Origin of the sequence: Nocardioides sp. SLBN-35 (genome assembly GCF_006715725.1) — a bacterium.
Lineage (GTDB): Bacteria > Actinomycetota > Actinomycetes > Propionibacteriales > Nocardioidaceae > Nocardioides.
Genome location: NZ_VFNU01000001.1, coordinates 815,064 through 836,330, shown reverse-complemented (window position 1 = coordinate 836,330; position 21,267 = coordinate 815,064). Strand labels below are relative to the sequence as shown.

Sequence of the window (21,267 nt, the reverse complement as noted above, 5' to 3'; positions counted from 1 at the left end):
AGGCGTTGGCCCGGTCATGCCCTCCCTTCCGCACCGGGTCGACCTCACCGGTGAGGCTGCGGACCTGCTCCGCAGCCTCACCACCGAGCACGGCCCCGTCATGTTCCACCAGTCCGGCGGCTGCTGCGACGGGTCGGCGCCCATGTGCTACCCCGACGGCGAGTTCCGGCTCGGCGGCTCCGACATCCATCTCGGCGACCTGGACATCGGCCTGGACCGGGACGTCCCGGTCTGGATGTCCAAGGCCCAGTTCGAGTACTGGAAGCACACCCATCTCACCATCGACGTCGTGAAGGGTCGTGGCGCCGGCTTCTCCCTCGAGGCGCCGCGCGGCTCCCGCTTCCTGATCCGCTCCCGCCTGTTCACCGACGAGGAGTACGCGGCCCTGGAGGCCGCGGCCGGCCTCGGTTGACGGTTCGCCATCCCCGCACCCGCAGAACCAGAAAGCAGGATCCCGCATGTCCACCGGAGCCGACGTGACCCAGCAGCGCCGCTTCGCGCCGCCCGCCGTACTCGCCGCGAACGCCAACGTCACGGCCGACGCCTACGAGACAGCCGACAGCGACTGGCTCGGGTTCTGGTCCGAGCAGGCGCAGCGACTGAGCTGGACCGAGCCGTTCACCGAGGTGCTCGACTGGTCCGACCGGCCGTTCGCGAAGTGGTACGTCGGCGGCCGGCTCAACGCCGCCTACAACTGCGTCGACCGGCACGTCGAGGCCGGCCGCGGCGACAGGGTCGCGTTCCACTTCGTCGGCGAGCCCGGCGACACCCGCGACATCACCTACGCGGACCTCAAGGACGAGGTGTCACGTGCCGCGAACGCGTTGACCGACCTGGGTGTCACGAGCGGTGACCTGGTCGCGATCTACCTTCCGATGATCCCCGAGGCGATCGTCGCGATGCTGGCCTGCGCCCGCATCGGGGCGACCCACACGGTCGTCTTCGGCGGCTTCTCCGCCGAGGCGCTGGCGTCGCGGATCGAGGACTGCCGGGCGAAGCTGGTGATCACCGCCGACGGCGGCTACCGCCGTGGCGCGCCGTTCGCGCTCAAGCCGGCGGTCGACGACGCCCTCGCCAAGCTCGGCAAGGGCAGCCCGGTGGACCACGTGGTCGTCGTCCGCCGTACCGGACAGCACGTGTCGTTCGACGACGCGACCGACGTGTGGTGGCACGACGTCGTCGACACCGCCTCCACCGAGCACGCGCCGGTGGCGTTCGACGCCGAGCACCCGCTCTACGTCATGTACTCGTCCGGCACGACGGGCAGGCCCAAGGGCATCCTCCACACGACGGGCGGCTACCTCACGGGGACGTCGTACACCCATCACGCCGTGTTCGACCTGAAGCCCGACACCGACGTCTACTGGTGCACCGCCGACATCGGCTGGGTCACCGGTCACAGCTACATCGTCTACGGCCCGCTCGCCAACGGCGCGACCCAGGTCCTCTACGAGGGCACCCCCGACAGCCCCCACAACGGCCGCTGGTGGGAGATCATCGAGCGCTACGGTGTGACGATCCTCTACACGGCCCCGACCGCGATCCGGACCTTCATGAAGTGGGGGCGGGAGGTCCCCGACGGGTACGACCTGTCCTCGCTGCGCATCCTCGGCTCGGTCGGCGAACCGATCAACCCCGAGGCCTACCTGTGGTACCGCGAGGTGATCGGCGGCGACCGCTGTCCCGTCGTCGACACGTGGTGGCAGACCGAGACCGGCCAGATCATGATCTCCCCGCTGCCCGGCGTCACCGCGGGCAAGCCGGGGTCCGCGATGCGCCCGCTGCCCGGCATCGGCGCCGACGTGGTCGACGAGGGTGGCCACCCTGTCCCGGCCGGTTCCAGGGGCCTGCTGGTCCTCACCAGGCCGTGGCCGGCCATGCTGCGCACGCTGTGGAACGACGACGACCGGTTCGTCGAGACCTACTGGTCGCGCTTCAGCGCCCTCGGCCACTACTTCGCCGGCGACGGGGCGAAGAGGGACGAGGACGGCGACCTGTGGGTCCTGGGCCGGGTCGACGACGTCATGAACGTCTCCGGGCACCGCCTCTCCACCAGCGAGATCGAGTCGGCACTGGTCTCCCACCCGCGCGTCGCCGAGGCCGCCGTCGTGGGCGCCGCCGACCCGACCACCGGCCAGGCGGTCTGTGCCTACGTCATCCTCAGGGACGGCGACGGCCCCGACGCCGCCGCGGGCGACGCCCTGGTCCAGGAGCTGCGCGGCCATGTCGCCCGCCAGATCGGTGCGATCGCCAAGCCACGCCAGGTCACGATCGTCCCCGAGCTGCCGAAGACCAGGTCAGGGAAGATCATGCGCCGGCTGCTGCGTGACGTCGCCGAGAACCGCTCGATCGGTGACACCACCACCCTCAGCGACCCGGCGATCATGGCGCTGATCGCCGAGCGCGACGAGAGGGCCGTGGCGACGTCACGGTGCAGCGGGAGGTCCGCAACGCGCTGACCTGCGCCAGCACCTTCCGGCAGCTCTCACGCCCATCCCAACGCGTTCGGTCCGGTCAGCTGCGGTTTCTGACGCGCCGCTGCCGCTCGCGACGGCCGGAAGCGAATCCTCTGTCCCGGAACGGCCTGACCGGCCGCGTCGATCGCACCGGAGTCGACGACCGCGACGACGGGATATCCGCCGGTGACAGGATGGTCGGAGAGGAACAGGATCGGTTGGCCTTCGCGCGGCACCTGGATCGCCCCCTGCCCCAGGCCTTCGCTGAGCAGCTCTCGATCCGAACGGGTCTCGAGTGGCCTGCCGGAGAGCCGCAGCCCGATGCGGTTCGACGTGGGCGTGACCGTCCACTCGGTGTCGAGCAGGCGCTCGCGTGACTCACTCGTGAGCCAATCCGCCCGCGGTCCCCAGGTCAACGGCAACTCCAGGGTCGTGTTCGTGAGGCGAGGTCTCGGCGCGAGGTCGATCGATGGAAGGTTGACCGGCGACGTTCCGACCCGGAGCACGACGCCGATGGAGAGCGGTGCGGGGCCGAGCCCGGACAGGACGTCGGTCGAACCGGACCCGAGCACCAACCCGGGTAGCAGGCCACCGCGTACGGCCAGGTAGGTGCGGACGCCGGCGCGTGGGGCGCCGAGAGCGAGGACATCACCATCGGCCAGCCGCACGATGCTGTTGTGTGCGACGCGCTGGCCGTTGCGCCGCGCTTGCGCAGGTGCGCCGGTGAGAGCGATGGTCAGCGGGCCTCGAGCGCGAACTCTCAGGCCACCGAAGGTGGCTTCGATGCCGACGCAGGCCTCGGGATTGCCCACCAGCCTGTTGGCGAGTCGCAGGCTGTCCCGATCTGCCGCACCTGACCGGGGGACGCCCATGCTCATCAGGCCCGGGCGGCCGAGGTCCTGCGTCGTCGCGAGCGGACCCGGATCGATGATCTCCAAGGCGGAGGCCGTCATGTCTCCTCCCTGAAGCGAACGCGGTAGCCGGCGGGAATGAGCGCCGGGGACTCACGCTCGAGGTCCCAGAGCACGACGTCGGTGTGTCCGATGATCTGCCAGCCGCCCGGCGACTCGCGGGGATAGATCCCGGTGAACGGTCCGGCCATCGCGACGGCGCCGGCGGGTACGGCGACGCGGGGCGAGGATCGACGCGGGATCTCCCACTCGTCTTCACCGACGAGGTAGGCGAATCCGGGTGCGAAGCCGGTGAACGCCGCGGTCCAGGTCTGCGCGGCATGACGTCGTACGAAGTCCTCGACGCTCAGGTCAACCGCGGTTGCGGCGTCGTCGAGGTCGGGGCCGTCGTACCGGATGGGGACCTCGACCAACGGCGTCGGTCGGTCGGCCTCCGGTGGGAGCGGGCTCAATGCCGACACCTCTTGTACGACATCATCGAGCGTACGAAGGGACACGTCGACCTTGACGAGAATCGTCCGGGCGGCCGGGACGAGTTCGACGATCGCGGGAGGTTCTGCGGCGAGGATCGCGGCGTGATGTCCGATGACCTGCTGGACGTCGTCGAACTCGAGCATGAAGGCCTGGTCGCCGTAGGGAAGAACGCGCATCACACCATGCTCCGGCATTCGATGCTCATTTCGGTGAGAGCTGCGACGACGGAGGACGCGATTCTATTGCTTGGGCGGTGTCGCTGTGGACACGGTGCGTCACGCTCACCCTTCGCGGATCGTCACGGAGGCGACCCGGTCGCCGTCGACGGCGAAGGTGAAGCGGCTCGGTCCATTGGCGTAGTCGCTGCGCCAGTCGCCGACCACGACGACCTCGCTGCCGTCGGTCGTCACCGACGACACGCTCAGCGTGCCGCGGGCGCCGATCAACTCCTTGGCGCTCCAGCCGTCGATGGCCGCACGACCGCGGAAGACGCGGCCCCAGTCGTCGACGTACCCGTCGTGGGTGAACGAGTCGAGGAAGGCCTCCTCGTCGTGGCCGTTGACGGCGGCGACGAGGCTGGCGACGGGCTCGGGCATCTCGCTGGTCATGGATCTTCTCCTCGGGTCAGCTCGCAAAGGTGCGAGAAGGTCGGCCGGGTCCTTGCCGGCGTAGGGAGGGAACACGTCGATCGCGTCCAGGGGCTCAGCGGGTGGTGTAGCCGCCGTTGGCGAAGATGGTCTGGCCGGTGATCCACCAGCCCTCGGTCGCGAGGAACCGGACGATCGGGGCGATGTCCTCGATCTTCGTGAGCTGTCCGCCCAAGGCCTGCGACTTGTGGTAGTCGACGCGCTCAGGCGTCTCCTGGCCGTAGAAGAACGGGGTGTCCATCGGACCGGGTGCGATCGAGTTGACCGAGATGCCCCGCGCCGCGAACTCCTTGGCGGCGGCCCGCGTGAAGTGCTCCACCGGCGACTTGCCGCCGGCGTACGTCGAGTAGCCGTCGGTGAACGCGGCGAGCAGCGAGGTCAGGATCGTGATCACCTTGCCGTTGTCGGCGAGATGACGACCGGCCTCACGCAGGAAGAAGTACGCCGACTTCGCATTCACGTCGAGCATGTCGTCGTACTCCGCCTCGGTGGTGTCGACGATCGGCTTGCGGAGCACCTTGCCGACAGTGTTGACCGCGATGTCGATCGGGCCGAGCGCCGCGGCCGCGTCGGCGAAGAGCCGCTCTACGCTCTCGACCTTGGTGAGGTCGCCGGTGAGCAGGACGCCCTTGCCGCTGGCGGCCTCGACCGCGGCCAGCGTCTCCTCGGCCGCGGGGCGGGTTGCCTCGGAGTTGTAGTGGATGGCGACGTTCGCACCGGCCTCGGCGACCTGGCGGCTGATCAGCCCTCCGAGGTTCTTGGCGCCGGCGGCGACGAGGACGTTCTTGCCTTCGAGAGTGGGGACGGACATGCGCCTCTTCCTTCGTGTTGTACCGATACACGTTCCATATATCGCTGTTCCAGACGTACTATATCGATGTGATAGCAGAACGCAAGAGCGATACACGATCGGACACGCGGCAGGAGCTCCTCGAGGCGGCCGCAGCGCTGATCAGCGACGCCCCCGGTCAGGACGTGCCTCTACGCGCCATCTGCGACCGCGTCGGCGTGAAGCTGCCGACGCTCTACCACTTCTTCGGCAGCAAGGACGGCCTGCTCGCGGCCGTCGTCGAGTACGGCTTCGCGAGCTACCTCGCACTCAAGCAGGCGACCGAGCCCTCCGGCGACCCCATCGAGGACATCCGGCACGGCTGGGACACCCACGTCCGCTTCGGTCTCGACAACGCCGGGTTCTACGCGCTGATGTACGGCCAGGTCACCCCGCGACGCCGGCCCGAGGCAGCCGCGGGTCCTCACGCCGCGCTGATGAGGCTGTGCCAGGAGGCCGAGGCGCAGGGCCGGCTGGCGGTTCCGGCCGCCGTCGCTGCCGATCACGTGCTGGCCGCGAACGTCGGCGTGACGCTGTTCCTCATCACCGCGGAGGAACCGGACCTCGCCCTGGCCGGCCAGGTCCGCGACGCGACGATCGCCGCGATCACCGGACTCCCCGGCGTACCTGCGGGCGACGCGGCGGACGGTGCTGCCTTGGCGCAGCGCCTCCTCCACTCGCTCGGGGGTGCGGAAGACACGATCGGCGAGGCAGAGGTGACGTTGCTGCGCAAGTGGCTGGGAAGGCTGGCCGCCGGCGCGTCGAGCTGAGACGCGCACTCAGCCTGCGCGGAGACCTTGCTGTCGCGCGGCGGCCAGCCGGCGCCACATGTCCCACGCCCGCCCGACCTGCCCCGCGTTCGTGTCCGCCGCGGCTCTGCCCTCGCCGACCGTGAGCTGCACGGTGTCGCCGAGCGGCATGCTGCGCAGCTGGAGCGCGGCGTTCTCCTCGGCATAGACAGCGCGGTAGACCGCGAGCGGGAGGGAGGGAGCGACCGCCACCGAGCCGTGCCCGCGCATCAGCGCGAACGGGGCCTCGCCCAGCGAGGCAGCGAGCTCGGCACCCAAGTCGGCATCACGGACGAGGAGGTCGGTCGCGTCGCCAGCCACGTCCCGGATCTCGAAGCGGGCGATGCCGTCAGCCAGGAATCCGGCCATGTGGAACAGCGGGCGCATCGGCGTCGAGGACAACCCGAACGGGATCACTGAAGCCGAGTGGCTGTGCACGACGGCCTGGACATCGGGGCGCGCCCGGTAGATCTCGGCGTGGATGAACCGCTCCAGGTAGGACGGTGCGCGGTCGCTCGTCCGCCCGTCGAGGTCGTACTCCTGCACGTCCTCGGCCGTGACCAGGACCGGAGCCATGTTCCGGGCCAGCAGGAACCGGTCGGGGCGCTCGTCGCTCCGGACGCTCACGTGTCCGAAGGCGTCGAGGACGCCCTGGTCGAACAGGATGTGGTTGGCCTCGACGAGTTGCGTGCGCAGGTCTTGGGTCATCGGCTCTCCTCGGGGAAGGTCGCTCCGGCAGCGCGGAGCAGGTCCACCAGGTCGGCGTCCGTGGTCGGGCGCAGGTTGTTGGCACGGAACGGATTGCGGGCGCTCGCCTCGAGCATGCGCCAGCCGTCGACGGTGCCCGCACCGGAACGCGCGTCGAGGGCGGCGAAGGACGCCACCAGCCTCAGCTCGTCGTACAGGTGCTCGACGAGAGGCAGCAGGGCACGGGCCTCCGGCGCCAGCACGTCCGCGTTGAAACGTGCCACGTGCGGGAGCAGGACGGCGTTCTGCAGGCCGTGCGGAACCCGGACGGACGGCGAGGAGGAGAGAGCGTGGACCAGCGCGAGACCGCTGTTGCCACAGGCCATGTTGGCCGCGCAGCTCGCCTCGAGAAGCTCCTGGAGCACGACGTCGTTGGCGCCTGCTGCGCTGCTCCCGTCGTCGGCCCCGGTCGCCGCTGCGGGCAGCAGCTCGATGATCGAGCGCGCCGCCGGGATCGCGGTGGCTGTGGTGAAGTAGCTCGCTCCCCGCGCCCACAGGGCCTCCAGCGCGTGCGAGAGCGCGTCGAGGGCGGAGTGGACCAAGGGTGTGCGCGGCAGTGTGCGCAGCACCGTCGCGTCGAGCACGGCCGCACGCGGTGCGCAGAGCTCTCCGCGGACGACGATCTCGTTGTCTCGTCCGGCCTCGTGGAGCACGAGGGCATTGGAGACTTCACTGCCGCTGCCCGCGGTCGTCGGTACGGCGATGGTCGGCGCCGGCTGCTCGCCGACCTTGTCGCGACCCTCGTAGGCATCGATCCGCTGGTCGTTGGTGAGCCGGATGCCGACGGCCTTGCCGACGCCCAGAGCGGAGCCGCCGCCGATCGCGAGGACGCAGCGCGCGCCCGCCGCGCGAGCCTGTGCGGCGGCCTGCTCCACGACCTCGATGTCGGGGTCCGGGTCGACGAGGGTCTGACTGACGACGATCGCCTCAGGCGCGTGCCCCAGCACGCGGGCGAGGACCCCTGCCGGCTCAAGCGCGGTGTCGGCAACCACGGCGACCTCCCGGTGGCCGAAGCCGGCGACGAGGGCGTCGAGGTGGGCCAGGCTGCCGAGGCCGGTCACCACCTCGGTGCGCACGGCGAACCGCGGGAACGCCGTGCTCACGTCAGCTCCGAGGTGATCAGGTCGGCCGCCCCGATGCGGCAGACGCTGGACTCCAGCAGTCTCGCGCACGAAGGACAGACGTACTCGCGCAGCTCCAGCTCCTCGTGCAGTCGCAGCAGCGGGCCGTGCGCCTGCGCCGGAACGGTGCGACGCTTCGCGGACTGCTTCCAGTCCGGGCCGGCGCCGAGGTCGTGGCCACAGCTGCAGCGCACGTGGCCGTCCACCGCGACGCTCAGGTCGGGCGTGAGGCGCCGGTCCCCCGCGCTCTCGGCAACACCCACCGCCGCGACAGGGGCAGCTCCGAGCCGTTCGGCCCGGATCGCGGCGCGCCGCGCGTCGGTCGCGGACGCGTCCATGGTGAGGTCGCCGTCCAGCACGACGCCATAGATCTCCGATGCGGTGGCGACGCTGACCTGCCGAGTCGCCACGTCCTCGGCGACGAGCGCGGGATCACGGTCGATCGGGTCGCCGTAGCCGCCACCGCCCTGGAAGCTGTAGGACACGACGTCGCCGCGTCGCAGCGTGAAGAAGCCCGGCTTGGCGTTCATGATCTCCCGCTCACCGACCCACGACGCGTGGTCGGCCGCTGAGTGCACCAGACCGACCGGCGAGACGCCGTCGACGCGGTGCAGCAGCTCGTTGCGGTTGCAGGATCCCTCCATGCCGCCGAAGATGCCGGCGCTGTTGGGCACCTCGACCCCGTGGCCGACGAGCATCGCCTGGAGCTGGTCGGTGCCGTGCGGCGTGAGCGCGAGACCGACGGTCGAGCCACCGCGCTGACGGCCGGGCCCCGACGAGTCGGGCACGATCCCCCGGTAGAGGAAGAGGATCTGGCCGTCGGCCTCGTGCGACTCGACGTTGGCGATCGCGGGACGCGGGACGCAGAAGTCGCCCGAGGCGGTCAGCCCGTCGTGGTCGCGGTAGGCGCCGCCGCCGCCGGCGGTCGAGTCGAGCAGGAAGTTCCCGTAGGGGTCGCCGTCGGGGTACAGGCCGCTGAGCACCATCACGCTCATCGACCCCTTGGTCACACCGGCGCCGTGCCGCGCCACGTCGGGGGCGGTGGTGACGAGCCGGGACAACGCGCTGAAGGACACATTGGTGACCACCCAGACAGCGGACACGGTGGCGCTGGAGACCGGGGCCGGCCAGTTCGCATTGGCGACCGTGCCCTTGGGTGCGGTGATCGACACCGGGCGCAGCAGGCCCTCGTTCCACCGCAGGTTCGGCGCGAGCGTCGGCAGCAGCGCGGTGAAGACGCCGGCGACCAGGCCGGAGTACGTGCAGTTGATGAAGCCGGGCGCCTGCTCCGACGTGCCGGTGAAGTCGAAGTCCAGGGAGTCGCCGGTCTTGGTCACCGTCAGCCGGAACTCGTACAGCTTGTTCTCGTGACCGTCGTGCTCGATCCAGTCGACGGCCCGGAAGACGCCGTCGGGCAGGCTGCTCAGCACCTGGCGCAGCTCACGCTCGGAGTGGTCGAGCTCGTGGCCCATCACCTCGAGCACCGTGTCGAGGCCGTAGCGCTCGAAGAGCTCGGTGAGGCGGCCGGCAGCGACATTGTTGGCGGCGATCATCGCCTTGAAGTCGAGGCCGACCGTCGTGGGCATCCGGGTCATCCCCATCAGCATCGACCACAGGTCGGCGCGGATCTCGCCGGCCTCGACCAGCTTGATGCCGGGCAACAGCATGGCCTCCTCCTGGATGCCCCGCGCCGCGAGGCTCCAGCTGCCGAAGTTCATTCCGCCGACGTCGATCTGGTGCGCGCAGGCACCGACCCACGCGACTCGGCGGCCCTCGGCGAAGACCGGGGCGACGAAGGTGACGTCCATCTGGTGCAGGGCGCCCTTGTAGGGGTCGTTGAGGACGAACATGTCGCCCTCGCGGATCCCGGGGTTGTCCTCGCAGTCGGTGATGATGTTGCGCACGACGCTGGCCATCGATCCCGAGTGGAAGAGCACCTGGGGGCCCATGGTCACGACCGAGCCGTCGCCGAGGTAGATGCCGACGTTGAAGTCAGTCGCCTCGGTCACGACCGGCGACCCGGACACGTTCTTGAGGGTGGTCGCCTGCTCCTCGGTGATCGCCGAGAGCTTGTTGCGGATCACCTCGAAGGTGATCGGGTCGAGTGCGGCGGTGGTGCTCATGCGTCTGCTCCTGTCTGGGGGGTGATCAGCAGGTTGCCGATGGTGTCGACGTGGACCCGCTGGCCGTGGGCCACGTAGACGGTGGTGGTCGGGTGCTCGACGACGACGGGGCCGGTGAGCTGCTGGTCGGGCTGCATCGCGCCCCAGTCGACGACGACTGCCTCGCACCAGTCGCCTGCGAGGACGTCGAAGACCGGCCGTGTGCGCGTCGCCGCACCAGGAGTGGGGGTGAAGGCCCGGAAGGACGGCTTGACCGTGCGACCGATGCCCGCCACGCGGAAGGTGGTCAGCTCGATGCCGGCCTCGCGGAACCCGGAACCCTTGCCGTAGGTCTCCTCGTAGGTGCGCTCGAACAGAAGCACCAGGTCGTGCAGGCAGTCGGGATCGGCGAGGTCGCCGGTGACCGGGATGATGAGCTCGTGGGTCTGGCTGCGGTAGCGCATGTCGACCGACCTGACGATCACGGTGTCCGCCTCGGCGACGTCGTCGCCGGCGAGTTTGGCCAGCACCTCCTCCTCGAGCTCCTTGAAGATCGACTCGATGTGGGTGCGGTCGAACTCCTCCCAGGGCGCGGTGCTGCCGCGGGAGCTGCGCAACGACTCCGAGCGCTCGGCGCCGTGGTGGATGTCGGCGCTCAGTGCGCCGTACGCGCTGTGTGCCATCGACGTGGCCGGTACGACGATCGAGGCCACCCCGAGCTCGGCGCCGAAGCCGGCGCAGTGCATCGGGCCAGCACCGCCGTACGCGTAGAGGACGAAGTCGCGCGGGTCGTGGCCCCGCCCGACGGTGAGCTCGCGCAGGGTGTCGGCCATCCGGGCGTCCACGATCTCGCGGATGCCGGCGGCGGCCTCGACGACGCTGATGCCGAGCGGTTCCGCGATCTGGGTGCGGATGGCCTCCTCCGCGGCGGCCTTGTCGATCGTCATCCGGCCACCGAGGAAGTTGTCGGGGTCGATCACGCCGAGCGCGACGTCGGCGTCGGTGACGGTCACCTGGGTGCCGCCGCGCTGGTAGCAGACCGGGCCGGGGTAGGAGCCGGCGCTGGCCGGGCCGACGCGGAGCTTGCCGTTGACGACGGTGGCGATCGACCCACCGCCGGCGCCGATGGCGGTGATGTCGACCATGGGCGTGGCGACGTGGTACTTGGCGACCTCGGTGACCGCCTTGACCACGGGCTTGCCGTCGACGACCAGGCCGACGTCGAAGCTGGTGCCGCCCATGTCGGAGGTGATGATGTTGCGGTGGCCGAGCTGCGCGGCGAGGTGGTGGGAGCCGAGCACGCCGCCGGTCGGCCCGCTGCCGAGAAGCAGGACGCCGCGCTGGGCAGCGTCGCGGGCGTTCATCACGCCGCCGATGCTGTTGAGCACGCTGAACCGGCCGGAGAGGCCCTCGGCACGCAGCCGTGCCTCGAGGCTCTCGAGGTAGCGCTCCACGACCGGGCCGAGGTAGCTGTTGAGCACGGTGGTCGCGGTCCGCTCGTACTCGCCGAGCACCGGGTTGACCTCGCTCGACAGGCTGACGTACGCCGAGGGCCCTGCCAGCTCGCGGACGATCTCCCCGATCCGCTGCTCGTGCGCGGGATTGCGGAAGGACCAGAGCAGGCACACGGCGAAGGAGGTGATGCCCGCGTCGACCAGGCGCTGGACCTCGGCGCGGACCGCCGCCTCGTCGAGAGGTACGACGACCTGTCCGGCGTGGTCGACGCGCTCGGGTACCTCGGCGATGAGGTCGCGCGGGACGATCGGGTCGGGGTAGGACCGCTCGCTGAAGTCCCCGAGCTTCTCGACGGGCACGCCGGCGGTGAAGCCCATCAGCCGCTGGATGATGAGGGTGTCGCCGAAGCCCCGGGTGGTGAGCAGCCCGGTCGGGCGGCCGCGGCGCTCGATGAGCGCGTTGGTGGCCTGGGTGGTGCCGTGACCGAAGGTGACCACCTTGCCGAGCAGCTCGGTGACGCTTTCGCCGCGGTGCTCCGCGACCAGGGCGAGGGCATCGAAGACGCCGACGTCGAGCGAGTCCGGCGTGGTGGGCGCCTTGGTGGCGTAGACGCCGCCCTCAGCATCCATCACCACGATGTCGGTGAAGGTGCCGCCGGTGTCGACGCCGATGTAGAGGTCCTGGCTGGCGCCGGTCCCGGTGTCGTGATGAGTGGTCATGATGGTTCCTCGGGTTTCCTTCGATTCCTTAGTTCAACGCATGGAGGCCGGCTCGGGGAGTCCTTCGACTCCTGAGCGGTAGGCGGCGGTTGCCAGCGATTCCGGGCTGAGCGCGTCGCCGGAGAGCTCGGCGACGACGCGTCCCGCGCCGACGACGAGGACCCGGTCGCAGAGGTGGGCGAGGTCGTCGTACTCGACGCTGACGATGACGGCGGCCATCCCTTCGGCGGCGGCGTCGGCGAGCAGCTTGAAGATCTCGGCCTTGGCGCCGACATCGACGGCCTGGGTGGGCTCGTGGACGACCAGCACCCGGGGTCGGGTCGACATCCACTTGCCGATGACGACCTTCTGCTGGTTCCCACCGCTGAGGTTGCCGGTGATCACCCGTGCATCAGCGGGCGACACGGCGTAGTCGCGCACCACCCCGTCGGCCAGGTGGTGCTCCGCCCGGGCACTGAGACCCGACCAGGTCCGGAACCGGCGCAGGTGCGGCAGCCCGACGTTGCCCGTGACCGACACCGACGTCGCCAGCGCTCGACGCTTGCGGTCGGCGGGGACGAGGGCGAGACCGGCCTGCACCCGCGTGCGCACAGGTGTTCTCGCGACCTGGATCTCGCGACCTGCCACCGTCAACGCTCCGCGAGCGCCGGCTCGCGGGTCCATGAGGAGGTACGGCAGGTCCTCGAAGCCGGAGCCGGGGAGGCCGGTGACGCCCAGCACCTCTCCCGCCGCGACAGTGAACGAGATGCCACGCACCTCGCCACCGCGGAGGTCGCCGACTTCGAGGACAGGCGCACCGGTGGCGCCCTCGCGCTCGGGGTAGTAGGCATCGATCGCGTGGCCGACGATCTGCTCGACGAGCCTGTCGTGGTCGAGCTCGGCGACGAGCGTGTCGGCAACGATCCGGCCGTTGCGCAGCACCGCCACCCGGTCCGCGGTCGCGAGGATCTCCTCGAGACGGTGTCCGATGAGAAGGACGCCGACCCCGCGACCGCGGGCCAGGGCGCGCGCCCAGTCGAGCATCTCGGCCGCGTCGTCGCGGCCCAGCGCCGCGGTGGGTTCGTCCAGGATCAGGGCCCGCAGGCCGGTGTCGCTCTCCGGTCCCGCGGCGCGGGCGATGGCGATCTTGGCCGCGTCTGCGAGGGAGACGGAACCCGCGTCCTCGCGGACGTCGACCGTGATGCGGTGCTCGTCGAGGAAGGCCTGTGCCCGTCTCCGCTCGGCCGGCCAGTCCAGCCGGTCGAGCGATGCGGTGCCGAGGCGGTCGACGAGGAGGTTCTCCAGGACCGACACTCCCGTCACCATCCGCGAGTCCTGGTGGACGAAGCGGACTCCGGCCGCTCGGGCCTGCGCCGGGTGGATATGGCCCTCCATGATCTGGTCGCCGAAGCGGACGCGCGATCCACGGTCCGGCTCGTGGTAGCCGCTGAGGATCTTGACCAGCGTCGACTTGCCGCTGCCGTTGGCGCCGACGAGGGCGGTCACCTCGCCGGCCCGGACGTCGAGGTCGACACCCTGCAGCACCGCAATGCCCGGCACGTACGACTTGCGCACGTCACGCAGCTCGATGACCACCCCCATCGGACTCACTTCTCCCAGAGTCCGGCGAACAGGTCGGCGTAGGCGCCGCTGCCGGCGTACCACGAGCCGTCGTCGGCCGCGGCCGCGTCGAGCTTCAGGTCGCCGACGTTGCCCTTGTCGAAGATCCGCACCGGCGCCACGACGTCCGGCAGGGTGTCCTGGCCGGTCATGGCGCGCAACAGCTGGTCCGCCTCGAGGTAGGCCAGCGCATCGAGGTCGATGCCGACCATCGCCTTGATCGGCGAGCCCTTCGCCAGCTCCTGGAGGAAGGGCAGGTTGCCGTTCACCGTCACGACCTTCAGGTCGCTGCGTCCGGCCTGCAGGATCGCGGGGTTGGTGAACTGGGTCATCGGGTCGAAGGCCGGCACGACATAGGTGATCTTCGGGTTCTTCACGAGCTCCGAGCTGGTCGTCGTACCGAGGTCGTTGGCCCAGTTGGCGAGGGTCACGCCCTTGACGGTCAGCGAGCAATCGGGGCAGGTCTCCTCGATGCGAGCCTCGAACGCCTTCTGCTCCGAGACCGAGCCGACGACGTCGGGGGTGGTGAGGAACAGGACGTCGGCCTTGCCACCGGAGTCCTTGACGATCCAGTCGGCGGCCAGCTCGCCGGTCAGCCCGAACGGCTGGCTGGTCTGTCCGGCCAAGCCGTCGGCGAGGTCGGTGGTGGTGACGTCGACCGCGGCCCCGGATAGCACCGGAATGCCCGCCTTCTCGGCGGACGCCAGCGACTCGGCGTACGTCGCCGGCTCGGGACCGTCGACCTGGATGGCGTCGGCACCCTGGGCAATGCCCTGTTGGATGCAAGCGTTGGCGTCGACGGGGTTGCCCTTGCCATCGCAGGTCGTGACCTTCACGCCGACGCTGTCGAGCGCCTCGGTGAGGTTGCGGCCGATGCTGGCGAGGAACGGGTTGCCGGCGTACTGCGTCACCCACCAGACCCGCTTGCCCCGCAGCGCGCCGACGTCGAAGGCCGGTCCGGCGTACGACGCCTCGAGCGGTCCGGCGTGCGCGGCGACGTTGTCGGTGACGCTCTTCGGGACGTCGCCGGAGCCACCGCCGGAGGTGCTGTCGGCCGGGGTGGTGCAGGCAGCCAGCGCGGCGGTCAGACCGGCAGCGATCACGGCCGCCGCGAACTTGGGGACGGACATCGACTTCTCCTTGGGATTCAGGGGTGAGGTGGAGCCCGAGCTCACGGACGCCCCGCCGAGGGGGCGGCCATCGCGGCGAGGCGCGAGACGGTGACGGCCACGACCACAGCGGCGCCGTAGAAGACGTCGCGGATCCACGGATCCAGGCCGACCAGGACCAGGCCGCTGATCCCGGTGGCGAGGAAGAGGACGGCGACCATCGTGCCGATCGGGTTGGACGTGCCGGGCTCGATGATCGCCGAGCCGAGGAAGGCAGCAGCGAAGGCCGGCAGCAGCAGGGTCTGCAGGGACGTCGGCTGGAGGCCGCCGGCGATGCCGATGACGAGGATGCCCGCGGCACCAGCCAGGAAGGCCGTGCACACGAAGCTGACCACCTTGATCCGGGCGACCGGCAGGCCGGAGAGGCGTGCCACCTCGGCGTTCTTGCCGACGAACACCGCTCCCCGGCCGAAGACGGTGTTGCGGTAGACGAACCACATCGCCACGCCGACACCGATCGCCAGGAAGAACGCGGTGTTCACGCGTGCCAGCTGGGTGTTGAGCAGGTTGCCGAGCTCGGGCGAGACGCCGCTGATGGTGAGCGAGTTGCTCAGCCAGACCGAGATGCCGACCAGCAGGGTGCCCATGCCGAGGGTCACGATGATGCTCTCCACGCCCACCTTCACGGTGAGGAAGGCGTTGACCAGTCCGACCGCGACCGCAGCGCCCAAGGCGACAGCGACGGCGAGCCACACGTTGAGCCCCTCGACCGCGTTGAGCTGGGCTGCGGTCGTGGCCGCGACCGTCATGGTGCCTGCGATCGACAGGTCGATCTCGCCGGTGGCCAGCGTCGGCACCAGCGCCAGCGCGAGCAGGAGGAGAACGGCCTGCGAGCTGAGCAGCGAAGTGATGTTGGCAGCGGTGGGGAACGTGTCCGGTGCGAGGACCGCGAACACGACGACCTCCACCGCCCAGACCGCGACGATCCCGTACCTGTAGCCGAGGGATCGCCAGCCGGCCGTGCGTCGACGCGGACGCGCCACGGACCGCGTGCGCTGGCCTCGCCGCTGCAGGGTGGTGTCGGTCATGGCGCTTCCTTTCCTGGACACGGGAGGTCGTCCACCCGTGGTGGTGGGATCCCGAGAGAGCGTGCCGCGGGCTTGTTGCGAACCCGGCTCGATCGGCCGGTCCGGCGGGTGACGCCCGTCACGCCTTGTTCCTCAACTGTGTTGCTTTGCAGAAACAAGGACCAGATACTTCTGGGATGCAGAAGCCGGAGAAGTCGCGCGAGGTTCCGGCCTACATGGTGTCCTCGGTCGACCGCGCACTGCGGCTGATCCAGATGCTGCGTGACCACGGCGAGCTCCGGCTGCGCACCGCCGCACGCGACCTCGACGTCGCAGAGTCGACCGTGCACCGGCTGATGTCGATGCTCGTCTTCCACGGCTTCGCCGTGCAGGACGAGTCGAAGGCCTACCGCCCCGGGCCGGCGCTGGGCGTCGGCCCGGTCGGACTGTCGTGGACCCGACAGCTGCGCGACGTGGCGGTGCCACACCTGGAGCTGCTGTCCAACCGGACGGGCGAGACGGCCAACCTGGTGGTCCGGGTGGGCACGAAGATCCACTTCCTGTTCAGCCAGGAGGGCAACCGGACTCTGCGCATCGTGTCGCGCATGGGAGCCGTGCTGCCGGCCAGCACCTCCGCAGGGGGCAAGGCACTGCTGGCCGACCTTCCGGACGACGGGTTGCGCCAGCTCTATCAGAGCCCGGGCGCCACGGCGATGGGTGACGCCCTCAGCGACAGGCAGCTCGGCTCCCTTCTGCGCGAGATCAGGGCGTGCCGGCGCAACGGCTTCGCCACCACCAACCAGCAGACCGAGAAGGGCGTGAGTGCGGTCGCGGTTCCGCTGCGAGACGGCACGGGCCGAGCTATCGCGTCGATGTCGATCTCTGCGCCCTCGGCCCGATTCGCCGAGCTGCTGGCGCCGGAGTCGATCCAGCTGATCATGGCCAGTCAGCACGACCTGCAAATGGACGTGGCCGCGCTCGGGCTCTGAGGAGCACGGCGCGGCCACACAGGCGCAGCGGTCACACCATGATGTTGATGACCTTCTCCTCGGTGTAGGACAGCAGCTCCTCGAGGCACTCCTCCTTGCCGCCGACACCGGACGCCTTCACGCCGCCGTACGGGACGTTGAGGAAGTGCTGGCTCGAGCCGTTGACCCACACGAAGCCCGCCTCCAAGGCACGGGCGACGCGCACTGCGCGGTCGAGGTCCTTGGTCCAGACACTGCCGGTGAGGCCGTAGTCGACGCCGTTGGCGATCGCGACCGCTTCGGCCTCGGTGTCGAACGGGATGACCGAGAGCAGCGGCCCGAAGACTTCCTCGCGGGCGATCCGGGCGTCCGGCGCCACGTCGACCAGCACTGTCGGAGCCACGAACAGCGAGTCCTCGAAGGCCGGACCGTCGGGGCGGCCGCCGCCCGTGCGGACCACCGCGCCGTCGGCGAGGGCCACGTCGACGTACGACATCGACTTGTCGAACTGGGTGCGGTTGATCATCGTGCCCTGCTCGGAGCCCTCGTCGAGTGGATCGCCGATGGTCCGGGCCTCGACCAGCTCGACCACGCGGTCGACGAGCTCGTCGTGCAGCGATCGGTGCACGAGGAGGCGGGAGTTTGAGCCGCAGGACTGGCCGGACCAGGTGAAGTTCATGCCGGCGACCGCGCCGGCCGCCGCCTTCTCCAGGTCGGCGTCGTCGAACACGACCATCGCGTTCTTGCCGCCGAGCTCGAGGGTCACGTGCTTCACACCGCTCTCGGCGGCTGCACGCTGGATCGCCCTGCCGGTCGGCTCGGATCCGATGAAGCCGATCCGGCGCACTGCTGGGTGCCGGACCAGCCGGTCCGGGACCTCCGGGCCGTTGCCGACGACGACGTTGACCACCCCCGGGGGAAACACCTGGTTCGCGAGCTCCGCCAGTCGCAGGGTCGACAGGGGCGCTGCCTCCGGCGGCTTGGCCACGACCGGGTTGCCGGCCACGAGGGGGGCCGCCATGCGGCAGGCGAACATCAAGGGGTGGTTGTAGGGGAAGATCTTCGCGACCACGCCGACGGGCTCTCGCACGGTGAGGTGCAGGTTCTCGCTCGCGGGGACGGTCGTGCCCTTCATCTCCAGCGCGAAGCCGGCGTACATCCGCATCTGCCCCAGCGCGATCTCGACGTCGAAGCGGGCGTTGGAGATCGGGGACCCGGCATCGATCGTGTCGAGCAGGGCCAGCTCCTCGCCGTGCTGCTCCACCAGGTCGGCGAACCGGCGCACCAGCTCGGCGCGCTGCAGCGCCGGTGTCGCGCGCCAGCCGGCGAGCGCCGCCTCGGCCGCGGCCACCGCCCGGTCCACGTCCGCGAGCGAGGCGTCGGGGACGTCGACGATCGGCTGCTGCGTGAACGGGTCGCTCACCGTGAACCTCGCCGCGCCCTCGGCCGGGACCAGCTCACCACCGATCAGCAGGCGCCAGTCGCGCTCGACCAGGGTGGCGATCTCGGCGGCCCGGGCGGCGCGCGCGGCGGTGCCGCTGTCGGCGACGGTCAACGATCGGTTCATCTCTACCTCCACGGCGGGGCGCGGGGCCGGGTGCCCGGCGCCGCGTCCACTCTCACGCAGAACAGAATCTGAACGGGAGGACTTTCCCCAGTACAGAAGTTCGGTCGACCGGGGCTGGTTCCAGGTGACCGAGCCTCCACGAAACCCTGGGCGATTCACCTCGTGTGGTTCCATTCCACCGCGTCGGACTCGACAGGGATCCAAGCCGCGTCCCCCTCACCCTGTTCTCCTGGTGGGTGATCGCCCCAGCCAAGCGCGGTTTGGCCTTGGCAGGCCGGGGCAGTTTCGGTTCGTGACTGTCACCAGCCTGCGCGCACCCGGCAAGGTCCTCGCGGTCGCGGTGATCGCCTCCGCAGCCGCATTGATCGCCCCTCCGTCATCATCGATCGCCGCGCCGACGGCAGTGCCGTCCGACGCGTTGTGCTCGGTGGTCGATGATCACCTGGTCGTGCAGGGTGTGGACACCGGCGTGGTGACCCAGACCGGAGCCGGCAACGTCCTTGGCACGCCAGGCGACGACCGGATCGCGGTCACGGGTCCCTCGATGGTGTCTGCAGGGGCAGGCAACGATGTCGTGTGCGCCGTCGGTGGAGGCGCGAGGGACGCACAGATCCTCAACGGCGACGACGGCGACGACTTGTTGGTGGGTGGCGACTTCTCCGACTACCTGCTCGGGGGGAGCGGTTCCGACACGCTGCTCGGCGGGCTCGGGAACGACTACATCTGGCCAGGCATCGGTGACGCCGACGTCGCGGACGGCGGGTCGGACGGCGGCACCGTTCAGTACGCCAACGCAGCGGTCGGGGTCATCGTGCAACTCTCCTCACCGGGGTCATCCACGCACGGCTGGAGCGTTGCCAGGGGCGACGGACCGGACAAGACCGATGTCCTGATCTCCATCAACAACGCCTCTGGCAGCCGCCACGATGACGTGATCACAGGTGACGCTGGCCGCAATGTGATCGACGGCTACTACGGCGACGACCTGATCAACGGCGGCGACGGCGACGACAGCATCAATGGCGGCTACGGAGAGGACACCCTGCGTGGCCAGCGGGGAGCGGACTCCCTCGACGGCTACCTCGGCGCGGACGTCATTGTCGGAGGCCGGGGGTCCGACATCCTCCGCGGGAGCCGCGGGAACGACATCCTGCGAGGCGGGAGGGGCCGAGACCGGCTCCGCGGTTTCACGGGCGTCGACCGTCTCGACGGCGGGCCACATCACGACGTCTGCCGCGGCGGCCGGGAGCGGGACACCGCGGTGCGCTGTGAGGAGCAGTCCAGTATCTGACCCTTTCGCCGGCCGGCCAGCCCGGAGCCGGTTGTGGGCCGCACCGGCCAGGATCTCGAGCGCCCGCCCTCTGCGCTCTTGCCGGTCTCCGCAAGGGAGAGGATGAACGCCGTCACCCTGGCGGTGGAGGGCCACGAGGGGGCAGCAGGACTGTCCACTCGGCTCCACGCCTTGCGCCACTTCTACGCCTCGCGCCTCATCGCCTCCGGCTGCGATGTCGTCGCCGCCCAGGGCAGCGACGGGTCACTCAACGGCGACGACGACCCTGGACATGCTCACACCCGTGGCCCACGGCAGAGGACCGGACCCGCAACGCGGTCTCCCAGCTGGCGAAGGCCATCTTGGGGACTCAATGGGGACAGCGAGCGCCAGTCAGGGCTCTGACCTGGGCGAACAGCGGCCTCTAGTAGTACCAGGGGAACGGCGACCAGTCCGGCTCGCGCTTCTCCAGGAACTGGTCCCGCCCCTCCTGCGCCTCGTCGGTCATGTACGCGAGCCGGGTGGTCTCACCGGCGAAGAGCTGCTGGCCGACGAGGCCGTCGTCGAGCAGGTTGAAGGAGTACTTGAGCATCCGCTGGGCGGTGGGGCTCTTGCCGTTGATCAGGCGGCCCCACTCGAGGGCGGTGGCCTCGAGCTCGGCGTGGGGGACGGCGCGGTTGGCGGCGCCCATCCGGACGGCGTCGTCGGCGGAGTACTCCTGGCCGAGGAAGAAGATCTCGCGGGCGAACTTCTGGCCCACCTGACGGGCGAGGTACGCCGAGCCGTAGCCGCCGTCGAAGGAGCCCACGTCGGCGTCGGTCTGCTTGAAGCGGGCGTGCTCGGTGGAGGCGAGGGCCAGGTCGCAGGTGACGAAGAGGCTGTGGCCGCCGCCGGCCGCCCAGCCGGGAACGACACAGATGACGACCTTGGGCATGAAGCGGATCAGGCGCTGGCACTCGAGGATGTGCAGGCGGGCGAGCTTGGCCTTGTCGATGGCGCTGGGCTCCTCGGCACCGGTGTCACCGGAACCGGCGGAGACGTCCTCGTACTGGTAGCCCGCGCGGCCTCGGATGCGCTGGTCGCCGCCGGTGCAGAAGGCCCACTTGCCGTTCTTGGCGCTCGGCCCGTTGCCGGTGAGCAGCACGCAACCGACGTCGGCGGACTGGCGCGCGTGCTCCAGGGTGCGCAGCAGCTCGTCGACGGTGTGCGGGCGGAAGGCGTTGAGGACGTCGGGGCGGTCGAAGGCGATCCGGACCGTGCCGTGCGCCTTGGCGCGGTGGTAGGTCAGGTCGGTCAAGTCCTCGAAGCCGGGGACGACGTCCCACTGGCTCGCGTCGAACGTCTCGCTCACGCCCTCGATCGCACTCATGGCACCGAACGCTAGCCCCTCCCGGGTCCCGGGCTTGACCTTGACCCCAGGGGCAAGGTCTACCGTCGG

The 21,267-nt window shown here is 70.1% G+C and carries 18 protein-coding genes; 5 read left to right on the top strand and 13 right to left on the bottom strand.

Annotated elements, in window-relative coordinates:
- Window positions 1-16: 16 nt before the first annotated feature.
- A complete protein-coding gene (locus FBY23_RS04130) occupies window positions 17-412 on the top strand; it encodes a DUF779 domain-containing protein (protein ID WP_141796991.1) in 396 nt (131 codons plus the stop codon).
- Between the two features lie 46 nt (window positions 413-458).
- Window positions 459-2,459 (top strand): acetate--CoA ligase, encoded by a 2,001-nt coding sequence (acs, locus tag FBY23_RS04125; protein WP_141796990.1) that lies wholly within the window; start codon window positions 459-461, stop codon window positions 2,457-2,459.
- Window positions 2,460-2,485: 26 nt separating this feature from the next.
- On the opposite strand, the gene FBY23_RS04120 is transcribed toward acs, so the two are convergent.
- From FBY23_RS04120 to FBY23_RS04105, 4 genes are all read right to left on the bottom strand, one after another.
- Window positions 2,486-3,409, bottom strand: a complete 924-nt coding sequence (locus FBY23_RS04120) for a biotin-dependent carboxyltransferase family protein (protein WP_141796989.1) — start codon at window positions 3,407-3,409, stop codon at window positions 2,486-2,488.
- The gene (locus FBY23_RS04115) at window positions 3,406-4,017 is read right to left on the bottom strand and encodes an allophanate hydrolase subunit 1 (protein ID WP_141796988.1); all 612 of its coding nucleotides are present in this window, start codon (window positions 4,015-4,017) and stop codon (window positions 3,406-3,408) included. The genes FBY23_RS04120 and FBY23_RS04115 overlap by 4 nt, the downstream gene beginning before the upstream one ends.
- A 105-nt stretch (window positions 4,018-4,122) precedes the next feature.
- Window positions 4,123-4,449: a nuclear transport factor 2 family protein gene (locus FBY23_RS04110; RefSeq protein WP_141796987.1), complete on the bottom strand. Its 327-nt coding sequence runs from the start codon at window positions 4,447-4,449 to the stop codon at window positions 4,123-4,125.
- 94 nt (window positions 4,450-4,543) lie between these two features.
- The gene (locus tag FBY23_RS04105) at window positions 4,544-5,299 is read right to left on the bottom strand and encodes an SDR family oxidoreductase (protein WP_141796986.1); all 756 of its coding nucleotides are present in this window, start codon (window positions 5,297-5,299) and stop codon (window positions 4,544-4,546) included.
- A gap of 68 nt (window positions 5,300-5,367) precedes the next feature.
- Here FBY23_RS04105 and FBY23_RS04100 point away from each other — a divergent pair, with 68 nt between their 5' ends.
- Window positions 5,368-6,087, top strand: coding sequence for a TetR/AcrR family transcriptional regulator (locus FBY23_RS04100; protein WP_222117719.1), 720 nt, complete (start codon window positions 5,368-5,370; stop codon window positions 6,085-6,087).
- Between the two features lie 9 nt (window positions 6,088-6,096).
- Here the strand turns inward: FBY23_RS04100 and FBY23_RS04095 are convergent, their stop codons facing one another.
- Genes FBY23_RS04095 through FBY23_RS04065 form a run of 7 tightly spaced genes read right to left on the bottom strand, consistent with a single transcriptional unit; the run spans window position 6,097 to window position 16,045 of the window.
- On the bottom strand, window positions 6,097-6,813 hold the full coding sequence (locus FBY23_RS04095; protein ID WP_141796985.1) for a class II aldolase/adducin family protein: 717 nt from the start codon (window positions 6,811-6,813) through the stop codon (window positions 6,097-6,099).
- The gene (locus FBY23_RS04090; protein ID WP_160158153.1) at window positions 6,810-7,955 is read right to left on the bottom strand and encodes an iron-containing alcohol dehydrogenase family protein; all 1,146 of its coding nucleotides are present in this window, start codon (window positions 7,953-7,955) and stop codon (window positions 6,810-6,812) included. Before FBY23_RS04090 ends, FBY23_RS04095 begins: the two co-directional genes overlap by 4 nt.
- Entirely contained in the window at window positions 7,952-10,096 is a 2,145-nt protein-coding gene (locus tag FBY23_RS04085) for a hydantoinase B/oxoprolinase family protein (RefSeq protein ID WP_141796983.1), read from the bottom strand. The genes FBY23_RS04090 and FBY23_RS04085 overlap by 4 nt, the downstream gene beginning before the upstream one ends.
- Complete coding sequence (locus FBY23_RS04080; RefSeq protein WP_141796982.1) at window positions 10,093-12,249, bottom strand: hydantoinase/oxoprolinase family protein; 2,157 nt, start codon at window positions 12,247-12,249, stop codon at window positions 10,093-10,095. Before FBY23_RS04080 ends, FBY23_RS04085 begins: the two co-directional genes overlap by 4 nt.
- Window positions 12,250-12,282: 33 nt before the next feature.
- A complete protein-coding gene (locus tag FBY23_RS04075) occupies window positions 12,283-13,830 on the bottom strand; it encodes a sugar ABC transporter ATP-binding protein (protein WP_141796981.1) in 1,548 nt (515 codons plus the stop codon).
- A 5-nt stretch (window positions 13,831-13,835) separates the two neighbouring features.
- Window positions 13,836-14,978 carry a substrate-binding domain-containing protein gene (locus FBY23_RS04070; protein ID WP_141796980.1) on the bottom strand — a complete coding sequence of 381 codons (1,143 nt, stop codon included), beginning with the start codon at window positions 14,976-14,978 and terminating at the stop codon, window positions 13,836-13,838.
- A 41-nt stretch (window positions 14,979-15,019) separates the two neighbouring features.
- Complete coding sequence (locus FBY23_RS04065; RefSeq protein ID WP_141796979.1) at window positions 15,020-16,045, bottom strand: ABC transporter permease; 1,026 nt, start codon at window positions 16,043-16,045, stop codon at window positions 15,020-15,022.
- Between the two features lie 176 nt (window positions 16,046-16,221).
- Between FBY23_RS04065 and FBY23_RS04060 the strand changes: the two genes are divergently transcribed.
- Window positions 16,222-17,013 (top strand): IclR family transcriptional regulator, encoded by a 792-nt coding sequence (locus tag FBY23_RS04060; protein WP_141796978.1) that lies wholly within the window; start codon window positions 16,222-16,224, stop codon window positions 17,011-17,013.
- 31 nt (window positions 17,014-17,044) lie between these two features.
- Here FBY23_RS04060 and FBY23_RS04055 read toward each other — a convergent pair whose 3' ends face one another.
- Window positions 17,045-18,559, bottom strand: a complete 1,515-nt coding sequence (locus tag FBY23_RS04055) for an aldehyde dehydrogenase family protein (RefSeq protein ID WP_141796977.1) — start codon at window positions 18,557-18,559, stop codon at window positions 17,045-17,047.
- 292 nt (window positions 18,560-18,851) lie between these two features.
- On the opposite strand from FBY23_RS04055, the gene FBY23_RS04050 reads away from it, so the two are divergent.
- On the top strand, window positions 18,852-19,850 hold the full coding sequence (locus tag FBY23_RS04050; protein WP_141796976.1) for a calcium-binding protein: 999 nt from the start codon (window positions 18,852-18,854) through the stop codon (window positions 19,848-19,850).
- A 403-nt stretch (window positions 19,851-20,253) separates the two neighbouring features.
- On the opposite strand, the gene FBY23_RS04040 is transcribed toward FBY23_RS04050, so the two are convergent.
- Window positions 20,254-21,198: a 1,4-dihydroxy-2-naphthoyl-CoA synthase gene (locus tag FBY23_RS04040; RefSeq protein ID WP_141796975.1), complete on the bottom strand. Its 945-nt coding sequence runs from the start codon at window positions 21,196-21,198 to the stop codon at window positions 20,254-20,256.
- Window positions 21,199-21,267: the final 69 nt, after the last annotated feature.